The organism is Microbacterium gorillae, assembly GCF_050990725.1.
Lineage (GTDB): Bacteria > Actinomycetota > Actinomycetes > Actinomycetales > Microbacteriaceae > Microbacterium > Microbacterium gorillae_A.
Genome location: NZ_CP158844.1, coordinates 2,614,606 through 2,631,796, shown reverse-complemented (window position 1 = coordinate 2,631,796; position 17,191 = coordinate 2,614,606). Strand labels below are relative to the sequence as shown.

The following is a 17,191-nucleotide window of genomic DNA, read 5'->3' as shown; positions in this document are numbered from 1 at the left end:
TAGTGACGTGACCGCCAGGACCTCGGTTGTTCCCTCACACCTTCGGAGGGTAAGCCTTCCAGCCCCTTGTCCGGATAGCTGCGGATCGAAGCACAGCTGCGCCATCAGCAGGGTTCTCTGCCTGAGCGATCGCGCGAATGAGCGCGACGATGTCGTCTGGGTACGCGATGCCTCTTGTGGCAACGAGCTCGTAGTCCCGTTCCCGCCAGGCGGTCTCGCCATCCCCGTCCTGGTAGCAGATGAACGAGTAGAGCGTCCGACAGGTCATCACAGGCACATCGTCATAGGCCAGGCCCGGGGACGTGTCCTCGGGGCCGGTTGTGAACTGGCGGCTGCTGTCACCGTGCGTCATGACGATGACGATCTGGTCACTCGTGCACGACCTCAGTAGCTCCGCCAGATGCCCAGGGGAGGAAGCGGTCAAAAGCGTGCTGTGAGGAAGGTTCTCAATCCTCGCCTCGAGCACCCTCGGCACATCGTTGTCCGTGTCATACATGACGAACATGATCGGACTGACTGGTGGGAAGGGCATGCTGCGATTGTGAGTCGACTCGGCCATTGAGAGGTGCTGCCACGCCGAACGCGCTATCGGGCGGCGGCTTCGATGCTCAGGCGTTGCACGCTCTCGATCGCATCCAGTGCTTTGAGAGGGACGTTCAGGGACGTGAGCGAGTCCATGAGCGAGCGTGCCCGGCGGGCGGCAAGGAGGCGTTCCTGCGACGATGCCGCGGGGTCCTCTGCCATGTCCAGGCAGATCCGGATCTCTCGGATCGTCTTGCGATCTGCGGCCGGCAGCATGCTTTGCCCCGCCTTCCTGGCGTAGGCCTCAGCTTGATCCCAGGCCAGCTGGAACTGGGCCACCGCGCGCGGGTACTGCAGCGAGGCGATGTTCGTGGTGTCCGTGATTTCCGCGGCAGGGAACGAACGGCTCAGCTGCCCCGCTTCGTGCATGGCGCTGATCATCCGCGATGTCGAAGGCACGGTGACGTCGATCAATGCCGGGTAGTTGAACAGCATGTCCCAGTCTGTCTCTGCGTGCAGGTACTGGCGCAGGAGCGATTCGTGCTGCTCGACGACGGCCTGCCACTCCTCCTCGAGGCGTATCCGGGCGATCGGGGCAGTGAAGCTCGTGTGCTCGGAACGAAAACGGTCCAGGGAACGGTAGATGACCATCCCGAGCGCGATCAGCGCCATGAGTCCCGCGAACCAAGGCACGATCGCGTCGAAGACCCCGAGGAGAACCGGGATCATGGCGTCAAGGCCGGCGGCCGGATTGAAGAGATCTTCCACGTATCCCACATGCGCGGCAACCTCCGCGAATGTCAACTGGGCAAGCCCCTGCCGGTCAGAACGCCTGCTTGTCGAAACCGTGCGGGTGAGTGTGCAAGGGGTTGGTCCACTCCAGCCCGGCGGCCACAGCCTGTGCGAGCGACTCGAGTCCGCGGCCGAAGTAGCAGTACCCGTGCTCAACGCTCACGGGATCGTCGCTGAGCCTGACGATGAGGCGATAGTTGAACAGGTAATGCCAGACTTCGACGACGTATGTGTCCGTCTCCTGGAGCCGGTAACCGTTGCTGATCGGAACGATCCGCGTGTCATCCAGGACGTCAACGGTCACAGTTGGTACCCCGCGAACCAGCGAGAGGACAGCCAAGCCAGGGCCGCCATCTTGTGTTCGTGCTTGGACCCGTAACACCCCTGCACGACTCGCAGATGGTTCCATGCCTGTCGTGGATCGATTCCGGCACGAACATCCAGCTGAACCGTCTCCGGCAGCCCGGTGTAGAACCACGCTCGGTGGAACGCGTCCCAATCCTCCTTGCCGTCGTAACGATCCGGGATGATGCTCATCGGGGGAAGGACGTCAGGGTCGGCGCCGCGAGCGGGGAACGCAAGATCGAGGTCCGTGATCGTCGGATTCGGGTGTTCGAACCCGTCGCTCGGCATGTCGCTCATGGTCATCAACCCATCTCCTCATCGTTCTCTGCCGTCGGCTCCGGGACCGTGACATCTCCATACTCACCGGGAACCACGCCACCGGGCCCCGGATGCCATTCGCCAGGAGCCTGGTTGCCATGTGCTCGTGCACTGTCGGACAGCTCCTGCAGCGTTCGACCAACGACCGGCTCTCCATGCTTGAGGGCGATTGCGACGATGCCCCAGATCTCCCGCTGGTGAAGCGGATCCCGAAGTTGCAGCGACTTCACGTGCGCATCCCAGAGATCGTCGGCGTTCGTTCCGAAGTCCTCCTCGAAGCGCTCACGCACCTTGGCGAGCTGCCGAGCCCGAATCAGCTCGAGGACTGCCGGAACGTACCGCTGAGCCGCGCCCTCGAACTCGCGACGTGCATCGTCCTGCTCTTTCGCGAGGGCCGCGCAGCGGTTCCGATAGTCGGCCAGCTGATCCAGCATCGCCTCATCCGACCAGACGAGGCGTGGGCGTGAGTCCCAGGTGTCTTTGGCGTCGTCCGGCCACCAGGGAGTGTCACCCCACTTCGAGCCGCCGCTGAAGTGCGAGAACGACGAAGAGACGCCGAAGTCGTTGAAGTCGCCGACGGTCAGCTCCGGGGACCCGTCATCATCTCGGACGACCCTGAAGAGGGCCGCGGTGACGTCGTCACGTTCGTGGTGCCAGGAGAGAATGTCACGGGCCGGAACAGCTTCCGCGTCGCTGGGGCTCTGCGTTCCATCCTTCGTCCAGGAGTAGGTGACCAGTGCTCTGTCGGCGGGGTAGCGCGGATCCCACTTCTCGATCACCACGATCGGCACCCCCACCGCACGCTGCCGTGCCTCCTCGATGAGCTCGGCGCGTTCCGGTTCGGTGAGGTGCTGGCGTGGGTTCGCGCCGAACCGCCACCCATCCCATTCCGGCGTTGACCAAGCCACGTTCAAGATGCTGGCGGTCCGCTGCGTCAGCGCCTGCCACTTGGTCGTCTTCCCAAGCGTGCCATTGCGTCGGATGCGGGTGACGTCGAGATAGATTCCAGGCTCATGAGCGCCCGGAGATGGGACGTAGGCGTTCCATCGGCCCTGCCGGTCCGCAGCGATCGCGATGACGCCCTCGATCTGGATGCCAGTTGCCACCGCCACGTCTGTCGACGCATCGCCCTTCACTCGCTCCCGGGAACGGAACTCTGCGACGATCTGGTCCGCCGCCTTCTTCTCGTGCGCGCCGGAACCGTTCAACGGCTTCGTCCACGTGTGCGCGAGCTTCCACCAGTGCACGAGATCGTCCACAACCTCGCCGATGCCGTCAGCGTCAGCACCCTCCATGATCAGGAGGCGGCCGATCAGATCACGGAAGTCGACCTCCTGGTCAGCCTCGGCCTTCTTCGCCTCCAGTGCGGCACGAACGGTGGGAACCATAGACAGGAAGTGGTTTGAGCGTTCCTGTCGCGAATAGAGGAACTTCTCCAGCTCAGTTGTCGTGACCAGGTCGAACGGCAGCACCCACGAGTCATCCGGTTTCACCACACACGATGCTCGCTGCTGGGCTTCCACCGCGGTCTCGCCGCGGTACACCCACCCGGGCTTCCCGGGGACAGGCTGGTTCCGCTTGTAGATCTTCTCCGCGCGCCCGTACCGGATCACAAAGCCACCGTCACGGCGACCCTCGATGAGGTGCGGGACGTTCGAGTCCGGGTACTCAGCATTGCCCGGATGGATCCTCGGGTGTCGCCCGCGCGTCCACCGGTCACCTTCGATGTACTTCTCGCTGAACTCCAGGGTGTTCCAGTTGCCGATGACCCGCAGACCGGGACGAAGCAGGCCGTTGAGGCGTCGCTGCCAAGCTGCGAACGTCTCACCTCCCTCGCCGAGCTGAATGGAGTCCTCGTCGTCCTGGATCAGCTCGATGCGGCCGGCATCCTGATCCTTCACAGACATGAAGTTCACCCCGGCCGCCGGGAGTGGATGCCAGACCGGGGTCCGGTCGACGATGCCTTGCAGTACCAGCATGATCCGCATGTAGTGCCGGCGGCGGGCATCCGCCATCTTCTCCAGCTCAAACCACTCGTCCGAGCCTGGGCGCACCGGCTCCCCGAACGTGCCGCCGAAGCCGAAGAGCCGTTTGTCGAAGACCTCGACGAACTCCCGCCGCCGGGGCAGCACCCGGTCGAAGATGCGCAGGTCAGGATCGACGGTCAGGAGGTACAGGCGTTCCCCGTTGCGCAGCAGCCAGTATGAGCGCTGGTTGCTCGCGTCGCGCGACGCGTCCTCGAACATGTTCCCGCTGCGGCTCGCGACACGCGTCGGGATGAGGACGACAACACCCTTCTGCTCCGGAAGCACGCGATCCAGGTGTTCTGGATCCGCGCACAACCAGTCGACGAACTCGGGGATGTTGTCGCTGGTCATCCCGGTCTTCCGGCCACCCATCAGGATGAGCGACTCCTCCGCCATCACGAGGACCTTCTGCCTCAGCGTGATGGGCGTGTCTGCGCTGGCAGGCTTGCCGTCGCGGATGAGCTGCAGCGTCTCATCCCGGCCAAGGTAGAGGTCAACGGTCCAGAGGACCTCGGCCATCTTCTTCAGCTGCGCTTCGAGCGGCGCTATGCGAGCCATCAGGTCAGCGTGAGCCTGAGCGAACTTCTCTTCCAGCTCCTTGCGCTGCCGTTCGAGGTCCGCGCGCTGCTCGGCCTGAACGCGCTCGAGCTCTGCCCGGCGCCGGGCGAGTTCTGTGCGTGCGTGGACAACAGCGCTGCGAGTCGCCAGGGCATCAGCGCCGGTGTACGGGATCAGTGCTGAGCTGTCATCGGGGGAGTCGGCGTCCATGCTCATTCACATGCGCGGCGACCGACCTACAGCGTGGCGAGGATCAGATCTCGTTCCCAAGCGGCCACGACGGGCTCGAGGAGGATGCCGACATTGACGAGTCGTGCGCGCTCTTCCTCCTCAGGAGCAAGGTGCGCGATCTCGATCGACGGTGGCAACAGGGCTGGAACATACTGTTCGAGGTCGTAGGCGGCGACGATCGCGTCGATGTGGGTGCCATGTACGTCCAGAGCGGCTCGCATCTCCCGCTCGGCGAGGTCCAGCTGCATTCCACCGTCGTCAACGAACCCCGCCCAGCGCATTGCCCTGTAGGCGGCAACAAGGTCACGGGCGGCGATGAGGATATCGCCGGTGGGGTCAGGGTGCTGGCATCCGATCACTATCTGCAGCGCACCGGACGTCTCGATCACCTCGAAACGCAGCCGCGAGTGGTGGAAACGTGCCCGAACCGCGGAGTCGATGACGCGGACATCTTCTTCCATGCCGATGAGCCGCAAAGCCATTGTCATTGCGCCAGCGAGCCTGTGGACCTGACCGGCCACACCTGAGGCAACGAACTCCGCCAACGGCTGGGGGAGTGCGGCCGCGGCAGCGTGACGTTGTGCGCGCTGCATGCGGTCCGAGACTGACCGATGCGTCAGAACGATGTGTCGCCCACCCGGAGCGACTTGGAAGGCGTCGACGCTGGTGATGGCGATGAGATCCCCGAGAACCCTCAGCATGTCTGGGGCGAGTGAGTCTGCCGCGGCAACGTCCTCGGTCACGGCATCCCGGTACCGGCGCAACAGGCGGGCTGCGCGCGCTGCCGGCAGCTTCAACGCGAACGCGTCGATCGGGTGTAGCCGTATGTCCATGTTCCCCTCACAGGCGCGGCTGGAGCATCATCAGGTCCTCTTCGAGTTGCTCGATGTCAGCGGTCAGCAGCGCAATGTCCGCCTCCGCATGAGTCACTCCGTACACGCGAAGACTAGCCGCATTCGAAGAGGCGAGACTGATTCTTGAATCGATCCGAGCCCATTCTGGATTCCGTCGGTCGACACCACATCGGCAGTGAAAGTCGTCAGCGAGCCGTCGAGCTTCCCGCAGGAGGTTGTCGATATCGGACTCCGCCCACTCTTTCCCGTACTCCCGGAGCGCATGCCGCATGAAGTCCGGTCCTTCAGAGGAGCTGGACGCGATGACGTACGCAGCCATCCGATCCAAGACGATGCCGGCGATCATGCTCATGCGGCACGCCTGACGGGAAGGTTTACGACGTGAGTGGTCGAGCGGCGTGAGCAGTCGGCCGAATGACGTTTGGATCGCATATCCACCACATGCGCGGCTGCGCGTCTGTGCGTCTGCCAAGCTCGACTGCGCAGCCGCGCATGTGGTGGGTATGAAGGTCATCGACAGCCACGGCAACTCTCACCACACCGCCGGCACTCCTGAAGGCGGCCGGTTCGCCCCCAAAGCGAACAGTGCTCCGCTCAGCCAGCTGGCCGCGACATCTCCACGAGTCACCGAGCTGCGTGAGGAGTACCACCAGCTGTGGATCAGCGCTGACGCGCAAGGCATGCTCAGCCGGCCGGAAGTGGACCGCGAGGCGCTGGCGCGGACCACCACGGATCCCGCACTCCTTGCGGCGCTCACCGGTGACCTGAGGGGCGACGTCGGCCATCACGTTGCCACGAACCCCGCCACCCCGGCACCTGTGCTGCACGACATCGCAACGGACCGCCGCTGGGATCGGAAGTACCAGGACCGGTTCGAAGCGATCAGCCACCCGAACATCGATGTGGCCACCCTCGAACTGCTGTGGTCTCGCACCCAGAAGGACGACCCCTACATCGACCAGATTCGTGAGGACATGGCGCGAGTCCCGAAGGCCACCGGACCCATGCTGGCCATGCTTCTTCGGGACCGCTACTCCGAGGAAGCCGGCGCCCACCCGAACCTCCCCGGCCCGATGCTGGACGCGTGGGTCCGCGATGCTGAACTCGCACACCTGGTGATCCGCAACCCGAAGCTCACCGACGAGCAGCTGCGCTCCGCTCTCGCGGCGACGAGCGAGCACCTCTTGGACGATGACGACAGCAGCTGGCCCGTCATTGTCGCCGTGGGAGTGACCCAGCACCCGAACACGACCGTCTCCACACTGCGCGATCTTGATCGTCACCCCGACGCGCACGTGCGGAATCTCGCGCTCGAACGCGCCCGTCAGGTGAGCGCAGGAAGTGAAGCCGATCATGGCGACGATTGATCGCGTCGGCAACAAGCATCGAAGCGCCGGCGCCCCTGACGGCGGTCAGTTCGCCGGCAAGCTGAACAGCGCTCCGACGGCAGGGCTCAACGAACAGACCGAAGAAGCTGGATGGGAGTGGGAGCGTCCGAGCTACCGGATCCCAACCGGCAACCTCGGAATCCTGCAGGAACGGATCGACAAGGCGAACAAGCGCCTGCAGCGCGCGGGCATTGATGAGCGATTCACCTTCACCGCGGAGCGCCGCATCGTGCGTGACGAGCGCACCGGGCAGGAGCACACCACCAACGAAGTAACGCTCAACACCCCCAGGATCAGCGCTGGCGACTGGCGATTCGACGGTGTCCATGAACTGGGAGCGAACGGGCGGGTCATCAGCCACTTCACCCACGGAGCTGAAGCGATCCTTGACGAATCGAAGGATCTGCTCGTCTGCGAACACTGTGGCCATCGCCGGTCGCGAACCAAAGTCATGGTCGTCACCAACCCTTCCACCGGTGAGACAAAGCAGGTCGGCACGAACTGCCTCGGGCTGTTCCTCGGCGTGAAGCCTCAGGGTCTGTGGGCGCTGGACGAGAACTTCGGAGCGGACGACCTTGAGGTCGATGATGATGACCTGGGAACGTTCCGCAACCCCTCAGCCGGCATCATCGACGCTGACGACGTCCTCGCCGTCACGCTGCAGGTCATCGCCGAAGACGGCGGGTACCTCTCGAAGGCGAAAGCGATCTACACCGAAACGCCAACCGCAGACAAGGTGCTGGAGCGCATCGGCGCACGGTCCGCGATGCGCCCGCAACTGACGGACACAGAACAGGCAGAGGTCGCCGCGGTTCTCGCCTACGTCGACCAGATCGACCCGTCGGAGGCCGGCGAGTACGAACGGAACCTGCATCAGGCGCTTGCCGCCGACGGCGACGGACAGCGACGCATCGACCGCAAGCATGTGGCTCTCGTCGCTTCCGCGATCCCATCGTTCCGATCCCATCAGGCGTTCGAGCTGAAGAAGAAGCTCCGAGAGGAGGCCCGGGCGAAGCAGGACACGTCGAAGGCTCAGGCATATCTCGCGGCGCCAGGGGAGTCCCTCAAGGGGCGGGACATCGAAGCCACGATCCTCTCCGTCCGTCTCGGGCAGGACTACGGCTATGGTGCGCCGTTGCACGTCAGCATGATGGACGATGATGGGCACGTCATCTACTGGAAGTGCTCAGGCATACTCGGCGGCTCGATTGAGACGAAGGATGGCCAATTCGTCCAGTGGGCTCCGGACGATGGCTCTCGGGTCGTCATCGCCGGCGGCACAGTGAAGGACAATCGCGTCTCCGACTACAACGGTGACTGGGAGACGGTCATCACCCGGGCGAAGCTGGTGCCGCCTGCCGAGGTCATCGCCGGGTGGGATGCCGAGCCCGCGAAACCGTGAATCAGCGCTGATGCCGGATCACCAGAGGTCGCTTCCGGTGCGGCGCGGCGACCTCGTAGGATCGCGGAATGGACCCACGCCCGCTCGAGTTCACCTACAAGGATGAAGCTGACATTGTCAGCGAAGCGGCACGTGCCGCCGATCGTGAGGTGTGTTTCTTCCCTGCGCAGAGTGACCTCGGGCTGCGGCTGCTCGACTCGCTGCGTGGAAGCACCATCGAGTCGAGGGAGCGGCCGGATCTCTGGGACCATCGCACGTCACTGCTGATTGAAGCCATGACGATCGATGACCACGTTCGATCGACAGGGAAGGACCTCACCAGGCAGCGGGAAGCTGAGGTGCAGCGCGAGCTCAAGAGGTCCGTATTCGCAGAGATGCTCCCGAACGCAAAGCTGTCCGTGCTCACGAGCAGTGGCCTGCCAACAGACGAAGACCACAGCTACGCCGCCTACCTGAGTCACTTCCAGAAGGTCGTTTCACACCATGCTCGAAACGATGCCGAGTATCGCAGCCAGCTCCCGGGCGCCGACCTCGCCTACCTCCTTCTGGACCTCTCCACGGGGTACTTCGAATCGCTGAACTCCTTCGGCCGGGAGATGTGGGGTAGGCCTCACATGTGGTTCGGCGACGCGGCGTTCATCGAGGCCATCATCGCCTCAGGTGTCGATTGCGTTGCATGGCTTGCCCCGTACAAGACGTTGGAGCTCGTGGGAGAGGGAATGTTCGACCTTCCGAAGGTCGTGATCATCGACGTCAGTCTCCTGCGTGAGGGCGACGCTGTTCATTACGACGCGAACCGGCTGCGCTCTACCGAGGAGTGACGATCTGAGCCACCGGTGCCACAGGTGAGCCGGCGGACGCTCGGAAGAGCTCAGCGGCACCGCTATTCGACCAAGGCGGCAGCTTCCTCGCTCACACCTGCGTGCGGCGTGTGCGTGTGATGATGGTGGTGCACTTCACGGGTCAGGCGTCAGGTTTCTCTGCCGCTGACCTCCCGGAGCTGGAGCGGAAGTTGAGTGCGGAACGGAACTGAGGAAGACGCGGAACCCTTGGAAAATGCGGCTCCGGGATGGTTGACACCTGTTGGTGGCACCGCTGCACCCCGTGAAACCTGCCCCTGATCGATTCTGGTGAGACCTTCGAGGACAGCATTCCTTGGCTGATGTGCTGAGGGTGAGTTCGCTTGAAAAGAGGAGCGATTGAGGGGCATTCGGCGTGTCTGGATGCTGCGAGTTTCCCGTGTTTCGGGCTGGGGTCGGCCCGAGTGGCCCGACGGGTGGCCCGACAGTTTTCCCGCGTGTTTCCGCGGGTGGCCCGGGTCGGCCCGACACCAGTCGGGCCGGGTTTTGACCTACTCCTGACTGGGATCGGAGGGGTTCACCCCTGTAGTAGTAGTGAGTAGAAGAGGATCTCCTCTAGAGATAGAGAGATATATGTCGGTGTGGGGACGCTGATATATGTCTCCGTCTCATGTATGTATGTGCTCTGGAAGTGTCGGGCCGTCGGGCCACCCCCTGTTTTCAGACCCTCGATCCCTGTCGGGAGTAAGGCAAAACCCGGCCCGGAAGGTGCCGGGCCGGGGACTGGTTTTGTCGGGCCGGCCCGACTGACCCCCGCCGGTGGCATGAGCATCGCCGACGTGAAGCCGCCCTCATGGTGAGTGTGACCGACCACTACGAGACGCTGGGCGTCTCCCACACCGCACCCGATGAAGTGATCCGCGCCGCCTACAAAGTACGGATCCGCCAGGCACACCCGGATGCCGGCGGCGACGCGGTCGACGCGCAGCGAGTGAACGATGCCTTCTCCGTGCTCTCAGACCCCCTGTCCCGCGCGAACTACGACCGCGAGCAGGCTAACTCGGAGCCGGTCAAGCGTGCGGAGCCGCCACTGCCGAGCCAATCCGCTCCCGCTGCGGGGTCGACCTCATCGACGTTCGCCACCTCGGTCGTCAAACGGTGGTGGAAGCGACGCGCAACGCTCGTCGCAGGAGCTGTCTTCCTAATGGCGATCACCAGCTCAACCGTCCTGGCGATGCTCAACGGCGTCGACCGGCCGCAACTGATGTTGTTCTTGGCTCTCTCAGTATCAGCGATCGTCTGGGCGACCGCGGCACGCTGGATGAAGCCGTTGGCTTTCCTCCTCGTTGCGACTGCCGCCCTGGGCTTCGCTTCCCCCTCACTCGCCCCACTCACCGCCGGCTGGCTCGCCCTCGCACTGACGACCGGGCTCATCATCCGCCGATCGATCACCAACGAGCTCACCGATCTCTCCCTCGCAGCCGCCGACCATTTCTGGGCCGCGTTGGACGCTCAGGGCGTGGACGCCTGGTTCGTCGAAGACATCGTCGCGGAAGGATCGCAGACGCGAACGCTGCTTCAGCACCTCGACAGTGACTCGCGAGTCACTCGCGTCCTGTGGGGTCAGATCGAGCAGGGCTCGTACCTGATCCTCGGAGACGCAGACGAGCCTCTGATGTCCGTTCCGTACGACCTGATGGAGCGAGCAGCGAAAGCGTCGGACCGCCGGACACGAAAGCGCGATGCGCCGCGCATATGAAGAGTGCAGGGCCCTTCCCCTCCCTGTCCCCCAGAGGGGCGGCCGGATCCCCACCGGTCGCCCCTCATCTCATGAGACCTGCCGCAGGGGTGGAGAGCCGAGGAGGCTCACATGACCATCGACAGCAGCGGCAAGGTACACCGGCCGAGCGGCACACCTGGCGGCGGCCAGTTCACCGGTGTGGTGAACACCCCGCCCAGACATGGACTCTCCGGGAGCAACCCCACGACCCTCACCCGAGCAACCGCCGGCCAGGTCCAGGTCGTCTACGACCGAGATCCCGCCACAGACCGGCTGCGTGTCACCACTCTGCTTCGCGACGATGCCCTGGGTGAAGCGAATGGCGCGGACGCCTGGGTCGAGGAAGGGAGCGTGCTTACTGACACTCCAGCGGGTTCCGACCTTGAGCGCATGACAGCCGTCTGCGTCAACCAGGCGGAGCGCATCGCCTCTGCCATCGAACGGGGTGACGACCAGCACGAGACGATCGATGCGTTCCTCGCGAGCCTCGCCGACCGTCGCGACCCGTTCATCACCCGCGGTACCCGCCGGCGACACGGTGAAGAGCTCAAGCCAGTCTCCCCGGCCTTGAACGTCTGAGTGATCACGAGCACCGCGTAGCCGCCCTCATGTACGTGTCGCATCAATGCGCGCACGTGAGGAGACAGACGATGGTCATCGACGACAACGGGATGGTCCACGGGGCATCCGGCAAGTTCACCGGTCGAGTTCCGGCCCAGCCAGCAGAGCAACTGACCCCAGAGTCACAGGCGTGGACACCGCCATACCCCACCGTCGCAGACGTCGACGGGCACGCAACAGTCGAGGACGACGGCGACAACCAGATCTGCGAATGCGGCAACAACACCTACACCGAGGACTGGGTCGCTGCTGACCGGAACGGCCAGATGAGCGCCGACTCTGCCGGCTCGTCCGACCCAGATGAGTTCACTATCTGCCCGGAATGTGGACGCGTGTACACCAACGCGGACCTGTTCGACGCGATGGACACCCCCGCGCCCGCGTTCGCTCGCCTCGACACACGCTCCGCGGCGTTCATCGCTGCTCTGGAGATCTACAACCGCGAGGAGTACGGCCAGGAGCCACGGGACGTCTGCCCCACCCACGGTGGTGCCTGGGGCGGAGATGCCACCTGCACCACATGCACCGGCGCCGACGGCCGCGCTCTTGAGAAGACGGCCTGAGCGAACGATGAGCACGATCGACAGCAAGGGCAACCATCACCTGGGCGCGGGAATGCCAGGAGCCGGCGAGTTCACCCGCAAGCTGAACGCCCCACCGACTGCAGCACTGGTCCCACCCGCATCTGCGGGGGCTCCAGTGAAAAGCGTCGTTCGTCTGCAACGGTGGGCCGGTCCTCGAAACGACCAGATCATCGAGGTCGAATCGTTGCGGCTGGATGTCGCCGCGGCGCTGGACACGTTGCCACTCGACGACGTGCGCTCCTTCGGGGACACTGCCGACAACGACCCGCTTTTCGAGACTCTTCGCGAGCATGGTCTGGTTCAGCACAACGGCCCGTTCGATGTCGAGATCGACAGGGACGAACTGGACGAGTACATCTCTGAGCGAGAGGGCGAGGACCGTGAGCTCCCTCGGCGCGCCACCATCCTCCGCGACCTGGAGGACGTGAGCAAGGACCTTTCACAGGTGAGCCGCGACGCCCAGAAGCTCGCGGGCCGAAAGCACCAGCTTCAGAGCCAGTACGTGGCAGCAGCAGTAGCCGCAGAAGTGCCGGACGCCCGCGCCGCCGTCGTGAACCCTCACGCATTCCCGTACCTGTTCGACAGCAACGATCAACGCATCATGATCGACGACGAGGTCGCCGAGCGTCTTCGCATCCAGCTGGACGCTCAGCGGATCAGCGGGAATTTCGAGCTCTAGGGTGCCGCGCATGTGGGAGATATGGACGCTCTCACTTCATGCTTCGTATCGGTCACGGAAGACCAACTCGGGTTCGATCCCGAACCATACTACGACCCGGCGACAGAGGAGCGGATGGAACGGGCACGCTACAACCCCGTGAACGTCTACAGCCCCCGACCGCAGTTCACACGGGTGACGATCCTGCCGCTGAGTTCCGCCATGGCAGCTTTCCGTCGCATCTGGGCAGAGCAGGTCACGAGCGGGCTCGAGTACCCCGCGATCGTCGCTCATCAGCTCGCCGGCGACGCACGGAGCGAGACATGGGGAGCTGGAGCGACGGACACGGAAATCGCGCACGCACGCAGGGTCGCGGGGAAACTCGCCGGCGTACTCTCCGACGGAACGCTCCGATCACTATGAGGCTCGCATCTGTTGAACCAGCCGTAGGTGTCGCGCGAGACGTCGACCGCCGCACTCATGTGGGCATGAGCACAATCGACAGCGCAGGCAACATTCACCGTCCAGCCGGATCACCCGCCGGTGGGCAGTTCGTCCGACGCGCGAACCCGGCACCCGCACACGGGCTCACTCCGGCAGCCAGGTTCGAGTTTCCACCGTTGCGCGATGGGCGAAGCGCTGACGAGATCGAAGTGCACCTGCATTGGAAGCCCAACCCGGAGGGCCCCTCGATCGCGAACCCGGCCGGGGGAGTCTGGCATCTGACTGCCTACGGGCGACCACTCACAGAGCCTGACAAATCGAGCACGCTCACGCCCGTGCCCATCATGACGATCACCGTCGGCGCGCCTCCTACTGAATTGAAAGCGGACAGCGCCGATGGCGGGGTATGGCGCCGACTCTCCACCGCGCCGCCATGGCTGCGAGACAACGCCGTGAAGGCGCTCCGCGAGCCCAGCACCGTCGAAAAGGAAATGGCTGCGGGGATCGCCCAGTACCGTGACCAGGCGCAGAAGCAGTACGCGTCGACAGGCCAGCTGCCGGTGCGCCCTGTGAACGACTGAGGCACACGATGGACGACAGCCGCACTCATGTACCCATGACCACCATCGACGCACACGGCAACAAACACCTCGGCCGCGGCGCGCCCGGCGCCGGCCAGTTCGCTGGGCGTTCCCCTGCACGACCGACCGAGAGCCTCGTACCGGGCCCGCATCCGGCCGCGGTCGTCGAAGGGCGCTTTCGAACCGCGGCCAACAACGACTTCATCGCCACGTTCGAGGAAGAGCACCCGCACGCAACAGCAGGGGAGTACCGAGCCTGGCTGGAAGCCGTCCCCGGCGAATGGGTCCTGGACCGTCACGGTGAGGAGATCCAGGTGTTCGACGGTGATGAGCGACGAGCGGCCGTGAGCGCGCTGACTGCCAGGCTCGCGGCTGGGCAAGCTGGAATCCTCACCGAGGCCGGCGACCTCCGAGACGGTGACCGCGTCGACCTGTCCCGGCTGTGGGCAGATGGGACCACGGAGGAGGTGGAGTTCGCGTCCGCCCAGTTCGGGATCGTGGCGGGCTACCCAACCGAGACCGGTGAAGGGGAGACGATTGTGGCTCTCAGCAACACGGTCCGGCCCATTGTTGTCCCCACGGGTACGGTTCTGCCGGTCCAAGGTGTAACGTTCCGAGGCGAGCAGATGACAGAGCGCGAACTTGCGCGCCGGCTCGCGTGGGAGACCCCGCGCCGGACGCCGGAGGAATCGCCGCGAGAGGTGCTGAACAGGTTCATCTCCGACAGGAAACTCGAGCCGGGCGACGACGACTACCCGGCGGTCATCCTGTGACCAGCATCGACATCAACGGGAACCGCCATGTCGGCTCGGGAAGCCCACAGGGAGGGCGGTTCGCCGGCCGCGCGAACGCAGCTCCGGCTCACAGCCTCGCGGAAGCTTCTCCCACGCCGCTCGACCAAGCGCTCTCCATCATCAACCGTCCAGCCCCGAAGGGTGCCACAGCGGACGAGAAGGAGATCTGGGCATCTGTTCGTTCGAACTTCGCTGAACAGGCGCGCATGCAGCCGCTCAGCTACCTCGCGCACCTGGCGAACATCCGTGCGGACTCGGCGACAGCGCACGCCGCACGTTATCCAGCACCGATCAACCAGACAATCCGGACCTACGCGGAGGAGTTCGCCGAGGAGTTGAACGCCGTCGCGGGCACCTACAGGCACCCGGAACGTGACCCGCGCCACGTTGGACATGACCAGCGCAGCGCGGCGGAGGTCGCCGCCGAAGCCCGCGCGAAGGCGACCCGGACGGTGAGTCCCGTTGGGCTCACCCAGACACGGGCTACCGTGCGAGCATCACGTCGCAGCCCGCAGGAGATCAGGCTCGTTACCCTGACCTGGGAATCCGTGCCAGCAACCTCATCGGGCGACCCACTGGAAGTCACCGGCTCCGCGAACGGTGCCCCGATCATCCTTGACGTCGTCTCGGGGTGCCCGACAATGCGGATCGTGTCGGGCCACGCCATCGTGATCGACAACGGCTCCGGGTACGGAATCGAAGTCGGCGACGGCGCGACAGCCACAGTCATCTCCGGTCCCGGCAGTAAGACCAGCATCACCGCGGAACCGGGGTCCGCAGTCGACTTCTACCCGTCCCCGGACAGCCGGGGCTACCAGACCATCAGCGACAGCGCCGCATTCAGCATGCACGGCGTAGCGAACCACATCACCCTCTCCAGCGACCGGAGCCGATCATGACCATCGACAAGCACGGCAACAACCATCATGGCGCCGGAACTCCAGACGGCGGCCGTTTCGCGACCAAGACGAACACCGCACCCGCTGGAAGCCTCTCTGAGGACAGCCAGGTCGACATCGCTGTCCGAGAGCATGAGCGGGCGGTCGCTGAGTTCCTTCTGTCCGAGTCACGTGTCCAGGATGCCGAGCTGGGGGTGCTGTTCGCGCGAGCTCGCCAGCAGGCGCCGGCGGCGCGAACGATCGTTGTCTACTGGGATGACGAGGTCGACCAGCCGTACGTCGAAGCGCTCCTCGCTGATGACGGCGGTGAAGTGGACGCGGGAGGTGATGGTCTCATCCATCAGAAGATCGAATCGTTCACGGACTGGCAGGACATGAAAACTCGCTTCCTCCGCGATGGCAAGGAACGCTTCCTCATCCCGATCCCAGCCGCCGATTCGAACACAACGCCCTTCGAGCCTCGAGGCCCGCGGGCAACTCCCGAACAAATCGCCGCGATCCAAGCACGAGTAGACGAGACATGGTCGTCGGAAGCCACCCTCTACGAGCCTGTCGACGGTCACCCCGAGGAAGGCTACGTGGACATCATCGCTTTCGACGGCGGCGAAGGCAGCGCGAAGAAGTACACGATCGACCCGTACGGCGCGATCACCGACTACGACATCGACAAGGATCGGAACCTGTGACCACCATCGACAAGCACGGCAACAACCACCACGGCGCCGGAACCCCGGACGGCGGCCGATTCGCGGTGAAGCGGAACACCGCGCCCACGGAAGGTCTGACCGCAGAGCCTGCTCACCCTGGCTTGGACGCGTTCACCCGCCAGCGGGAGGCTGCGGCCTCCATGTACCTCTCCGCCCGGAACACGTACTTCCTCGCGAACCGCGACGCAGCAAGGGTCGCACTGCGAGAGCAGTTCCCGTGGGCGACGACCGCGGTGTTCACGCGGGCCTGGGAGGATCCGGAGGATCGCATCGTGCTCTCGCAACTGCTCGGGGCCAATCGTGAGCTCGATCTGGAGGATGATGACTCCTGGGAGAGGTTCGCCGAGACAGCATCACGCGAGCAGATTAGCGCGCTCGACAACGCGCGACGCTGGGTGCAGGAGATGGGCGACGAGGTCTCCGCCTACGTGGAACCCAGCGACGAGGATCACGAGGGATGGCACGAGTACGATCTCGACCTGTCTGCAACATTTGCGTTGGTGGATGCCGGCGGTTACACCGTTGACCAGCTCGATGAGCAGGAACGGGACGACCTGTACTTCCAACTCTCTGAGCGGGACGGACGCATGCCGTCGATCGTCAGCGCCTCCGAGATTGCGTACCAGCTGACTGACGGTGACATCGCCCAGACCGTCCCGGAACTGGCTGCTGCGCTGGTCGCGGAGTACGGCGACGAGAAGAAAGCGGCGAAAGCGATCGCTGGCAGTTCGTCATGGTTCACGTTCCGGGAGACTATCGGCGATCACCTTCACGAGAAGGTCAACGACGCGATCAGCAACGCCGGATGGGCTCTGTTGAGAGCGGAGAGCTGAAGGGCATCCCGGACTGTGACGGCGACGGGTCTGGAACCGGTCGCTGTGAGCTC

20 protein-coding genes are annotated in these 17,191 nt (G+C 64.4%); 13 read left to right on the top strand and 7 right to left on the bottom strand.

Going from position 1 to position 17,191, the window contains the following annotated elements:
- Nucleotides 1-34: 34 nt before the first annotated feature.
- The 7 genes from ABTV68_RS12160 to ABTV68_RS12130 all read right to left on the bottom strand — a co-directional run bounded on the left by ABTV68_RS12160 (nt 35) and on the right by ABTV68_RS12130 (nt 5,999).
- Nucleotides 35-496 carry a hypothetical protein gene (locus tag ABTV68_RS12160; protein ID WP_433673948.1) on the bottom strand — a complete coding sequence of 154 codons (462 nt, stop codon included), beginning with the start codon at nt 494-496 and terminating at the stop codon, nt 35-37.
- Between the two features lie 89 nt (nt 497-585).
- The gene (locus ABTV68_RS12155; protein WP_433673947.1) at nt 586-1,194 is read right to left on the bottom strand and encodes a hypothetical protein; all 609 of its coding nucleotides are present in this window, start codon (nt 1,192-1,194) and stop codon (nt 586-588) included.
- Between the two features lie 151 nt (nt 1,195-1,345).
- Complete coding sequence (locus tag ABTV68_RS12150) at nt 1,346-1,618, bottom strand: hypothetical protein (protein ID WP_433673946.1); 273 nt, start codon at nt 1,616-1,618, stop codon at nt 1,346-1,348.
- Nucleotides 1,615-1,962: a hypothetical protein gene (locus ABTV68_RS12145; protein WP_433673945.1), complete on the bottom strand. Its 348-nt coding sequence runs from the start codon at nt 1,960-1,962 to the stop codon at nt 1,615-1,617. Before ABTV68_RS12145 ends, ABTV68_RS12150 begins: the two co-directional genes overlap by 4 nt.
- On the bottom strand, nt 1,962-4,772 hold the full coding sequence (locus tag ABTV68_RS12140; RefSeq protein WP_433673944.1) for a hypothetical protein: 2,811 nt from the start codon (nt 4,770-4,772) through the stop codon (nt 1,962-1,964). The genes ABTV68_RS12145 and ABTV68_RS12140 overlap by 1 nt, the downstream gene beginning before the upstream one ends.
- A gap of 26 nt (nt 4,773-4,798) precedes the next feature.
- Nucleotides 4,799-5,626, bottom strand: a complete 828-nt coding sequence (locus tag ABTV68_RS12135; protein ID WP_433673943.1) for a hypothetical protein — start codon at nt 5,624-5,626, stop codon at nt 4,799-4,801.
- A gap of 7 nt (nt 5,627-5,633) precedes the next feature.
- On the bottom strand, nt 5,634-5,999 hold the full coding sequence (locus ABTV68_RS12130) for a hypothetical protein (protein WP_433673942.1): 366 nt from the start codon (nt 5,997-5,999) through the stop codon (nt 5,634-5,636).
- 151 nt (nt 6,000-6,150) lie between these two features.
- On the opposite strand from ABTV68_RS12130, the gene ABTV68_RS12125 reads away from it, so the two are divergent.
- The 13 genes from ABTV68_RS12125 (at nt 6,151) to ABTV68_RS12065 (ending at nt 17,138) form a co-directional block, all read left to right on the top strand.
- Nucleotides 6,151-7,014, top strand: a complete 864-nt coding sequence (locus ABTV68_RS12125) for a hypothetical protein (RefSeq protein ID WP_433673941.1) — start codon at nt 6,151-6,153, stop codon at nt 7,012-7,014.
- A complete protein-coding gene (locus tag ABTV68_RS12120) occupies nt 7,001-8,437 on the top strand; it encodes a hypothetical protein (protein WP_433673940.1) in 1,437 nt (478 codons plus the stop codon). The genes ABTV68_RS12125 and ABTV68_RS12120 overlap by 14 nt, the downstream gene beginning before the upstream one ends.
- Nucleotides 8,438-8,505: 68 nt before the next feature.
- Entirely contained in the window at nt 8,506-9,258 is a 753-nt protein-coding gene (locus tag ABTV68_RS12115; RefSeq protein ID WP_433673939.1) for a hypothetical protein, read from the top strand.
- Between the two features lie 832 nt (nt 9,259-10,090).
- A complete protein-coding gene (locus tag ABTV68_RS12110; RefSeq protein WP_433673938.1) occupies nt 10,091-10,996 on the top strand; it encodes a J domain-containing protein in 906 nt (301 codons plus the stop codon).
- 111 nt (nt 10,997-11,107) lie between these two features.
- Nucleotides 11,108-11,596 carry a hypothetical protein gene (locus tag ABTV68_RS12105; RefSeq protein WP_433673937.1) on the top strand — a complete coding sequence of 163 codons (489 nt, stop codon included), beginning with the start codon at nt 11,108-11,110 and terminating at the stop codon, nt 11,594-11,596.
- A 71-nt stretch (nt 11,597-11,667) separates the two neighbouring features.
- Nucleotides 11,668-12,201 (top strand): hypothetical protein, encoded by a 534-nt coding sequence (locus tag ABTV68_RS12100; protein WP_433673935.1) that lies wholly within the window; start codon nt 11,668-11,670, stop codon nt 12,199-12,201.
- A 7-nt stretch (nt 12,202-12,208) separates the two neighbouring features.
- Complete coding sequence (locus ABTV68_RS12095) at nt 12,209-12,901, top strand: hypothetical protein (RefSeq protein ID WP_433673934.1); 693 nt, start codon at nt 12,209-12,211, stop codon at nt 12,899-12,901.
- 114 nt (nt 12,902-13,015) lie between these two features.
- Nucleotides 13,016-13,303, top strand: coding sequence for a hypothetical protein (locus ABTV68_RS12090; protein WP_433673933.1), 288 nt, complete (start codon nt 13,016-13,018; stop codon nt 13,301-13,303).
- Nucleotides 13,304-13,659: 356 nt separating this feature from the next.
- Nucleotides 13,660-13,905, top strand: a complete 246-nt coding sequence (locus ABTV68_RS12085; protein WP_433673932.1) for a hypothetical protein — start codon at nt 13,660-13,662, stop codon at nt 13,903-13,905.
- Between the two features lie 35 nt (nt 13,906-13,940).
- On the top strand, nt 13,941-14,678 hold the full coding sequence (locus ABTV68_RS12080; protein WP_433673931.1) for a hypothetical protein: 738 nt from the start codon (nt 13,941-13,943) through the stop codon (nt 14,676-14,678).
- Nucleotides 14,675-15,598: a hypothetical protein gene (locus ABTV68_RS12075; protein ID WP_433673930.1), complete on the top strand. Its 924-nt coding sequence runs from the start codon at nt 14,675-14,677 to the stop codon at nt 15,596-15,598. Before ABTV68_RS12080 ends, ABTV68_RS12075 begins: the two co-directional genes overlap by 4 nt.
- Nucleotides 15,595-16,284 (top strand): hypothetical protein, encoded by a 690-nt coding sequence (locus tag ABTV68_RS12070; RefSeq protein WP_433673929.1) that lies wholly within the window; start codon nt 15,595-15,597, stop codon nt 16,282-16,284. The genes ABTV68_RS12075 and ABTV68_RS12070 overlap by 4 nt, the downstream gene beginning before the upstream one ends.
- Nucleotides 16,281-17,138: a hypothetical protein gene (locus ABTV68_RS12065; RefSeq protein WP_433673928.1), complete on the top strand. Its 858-nt coding sequence runs from the start codon at nt 16,281-16,283 to the stop codon at nt 17,136-17,138. Before ABTV68_RS12070 ends, ABTV68_RS12065 begins: the two co-directional genes overlap by 4 nt.
- Nucleotides 17,139-17,191: the final 53 nt, after the last annotated feature.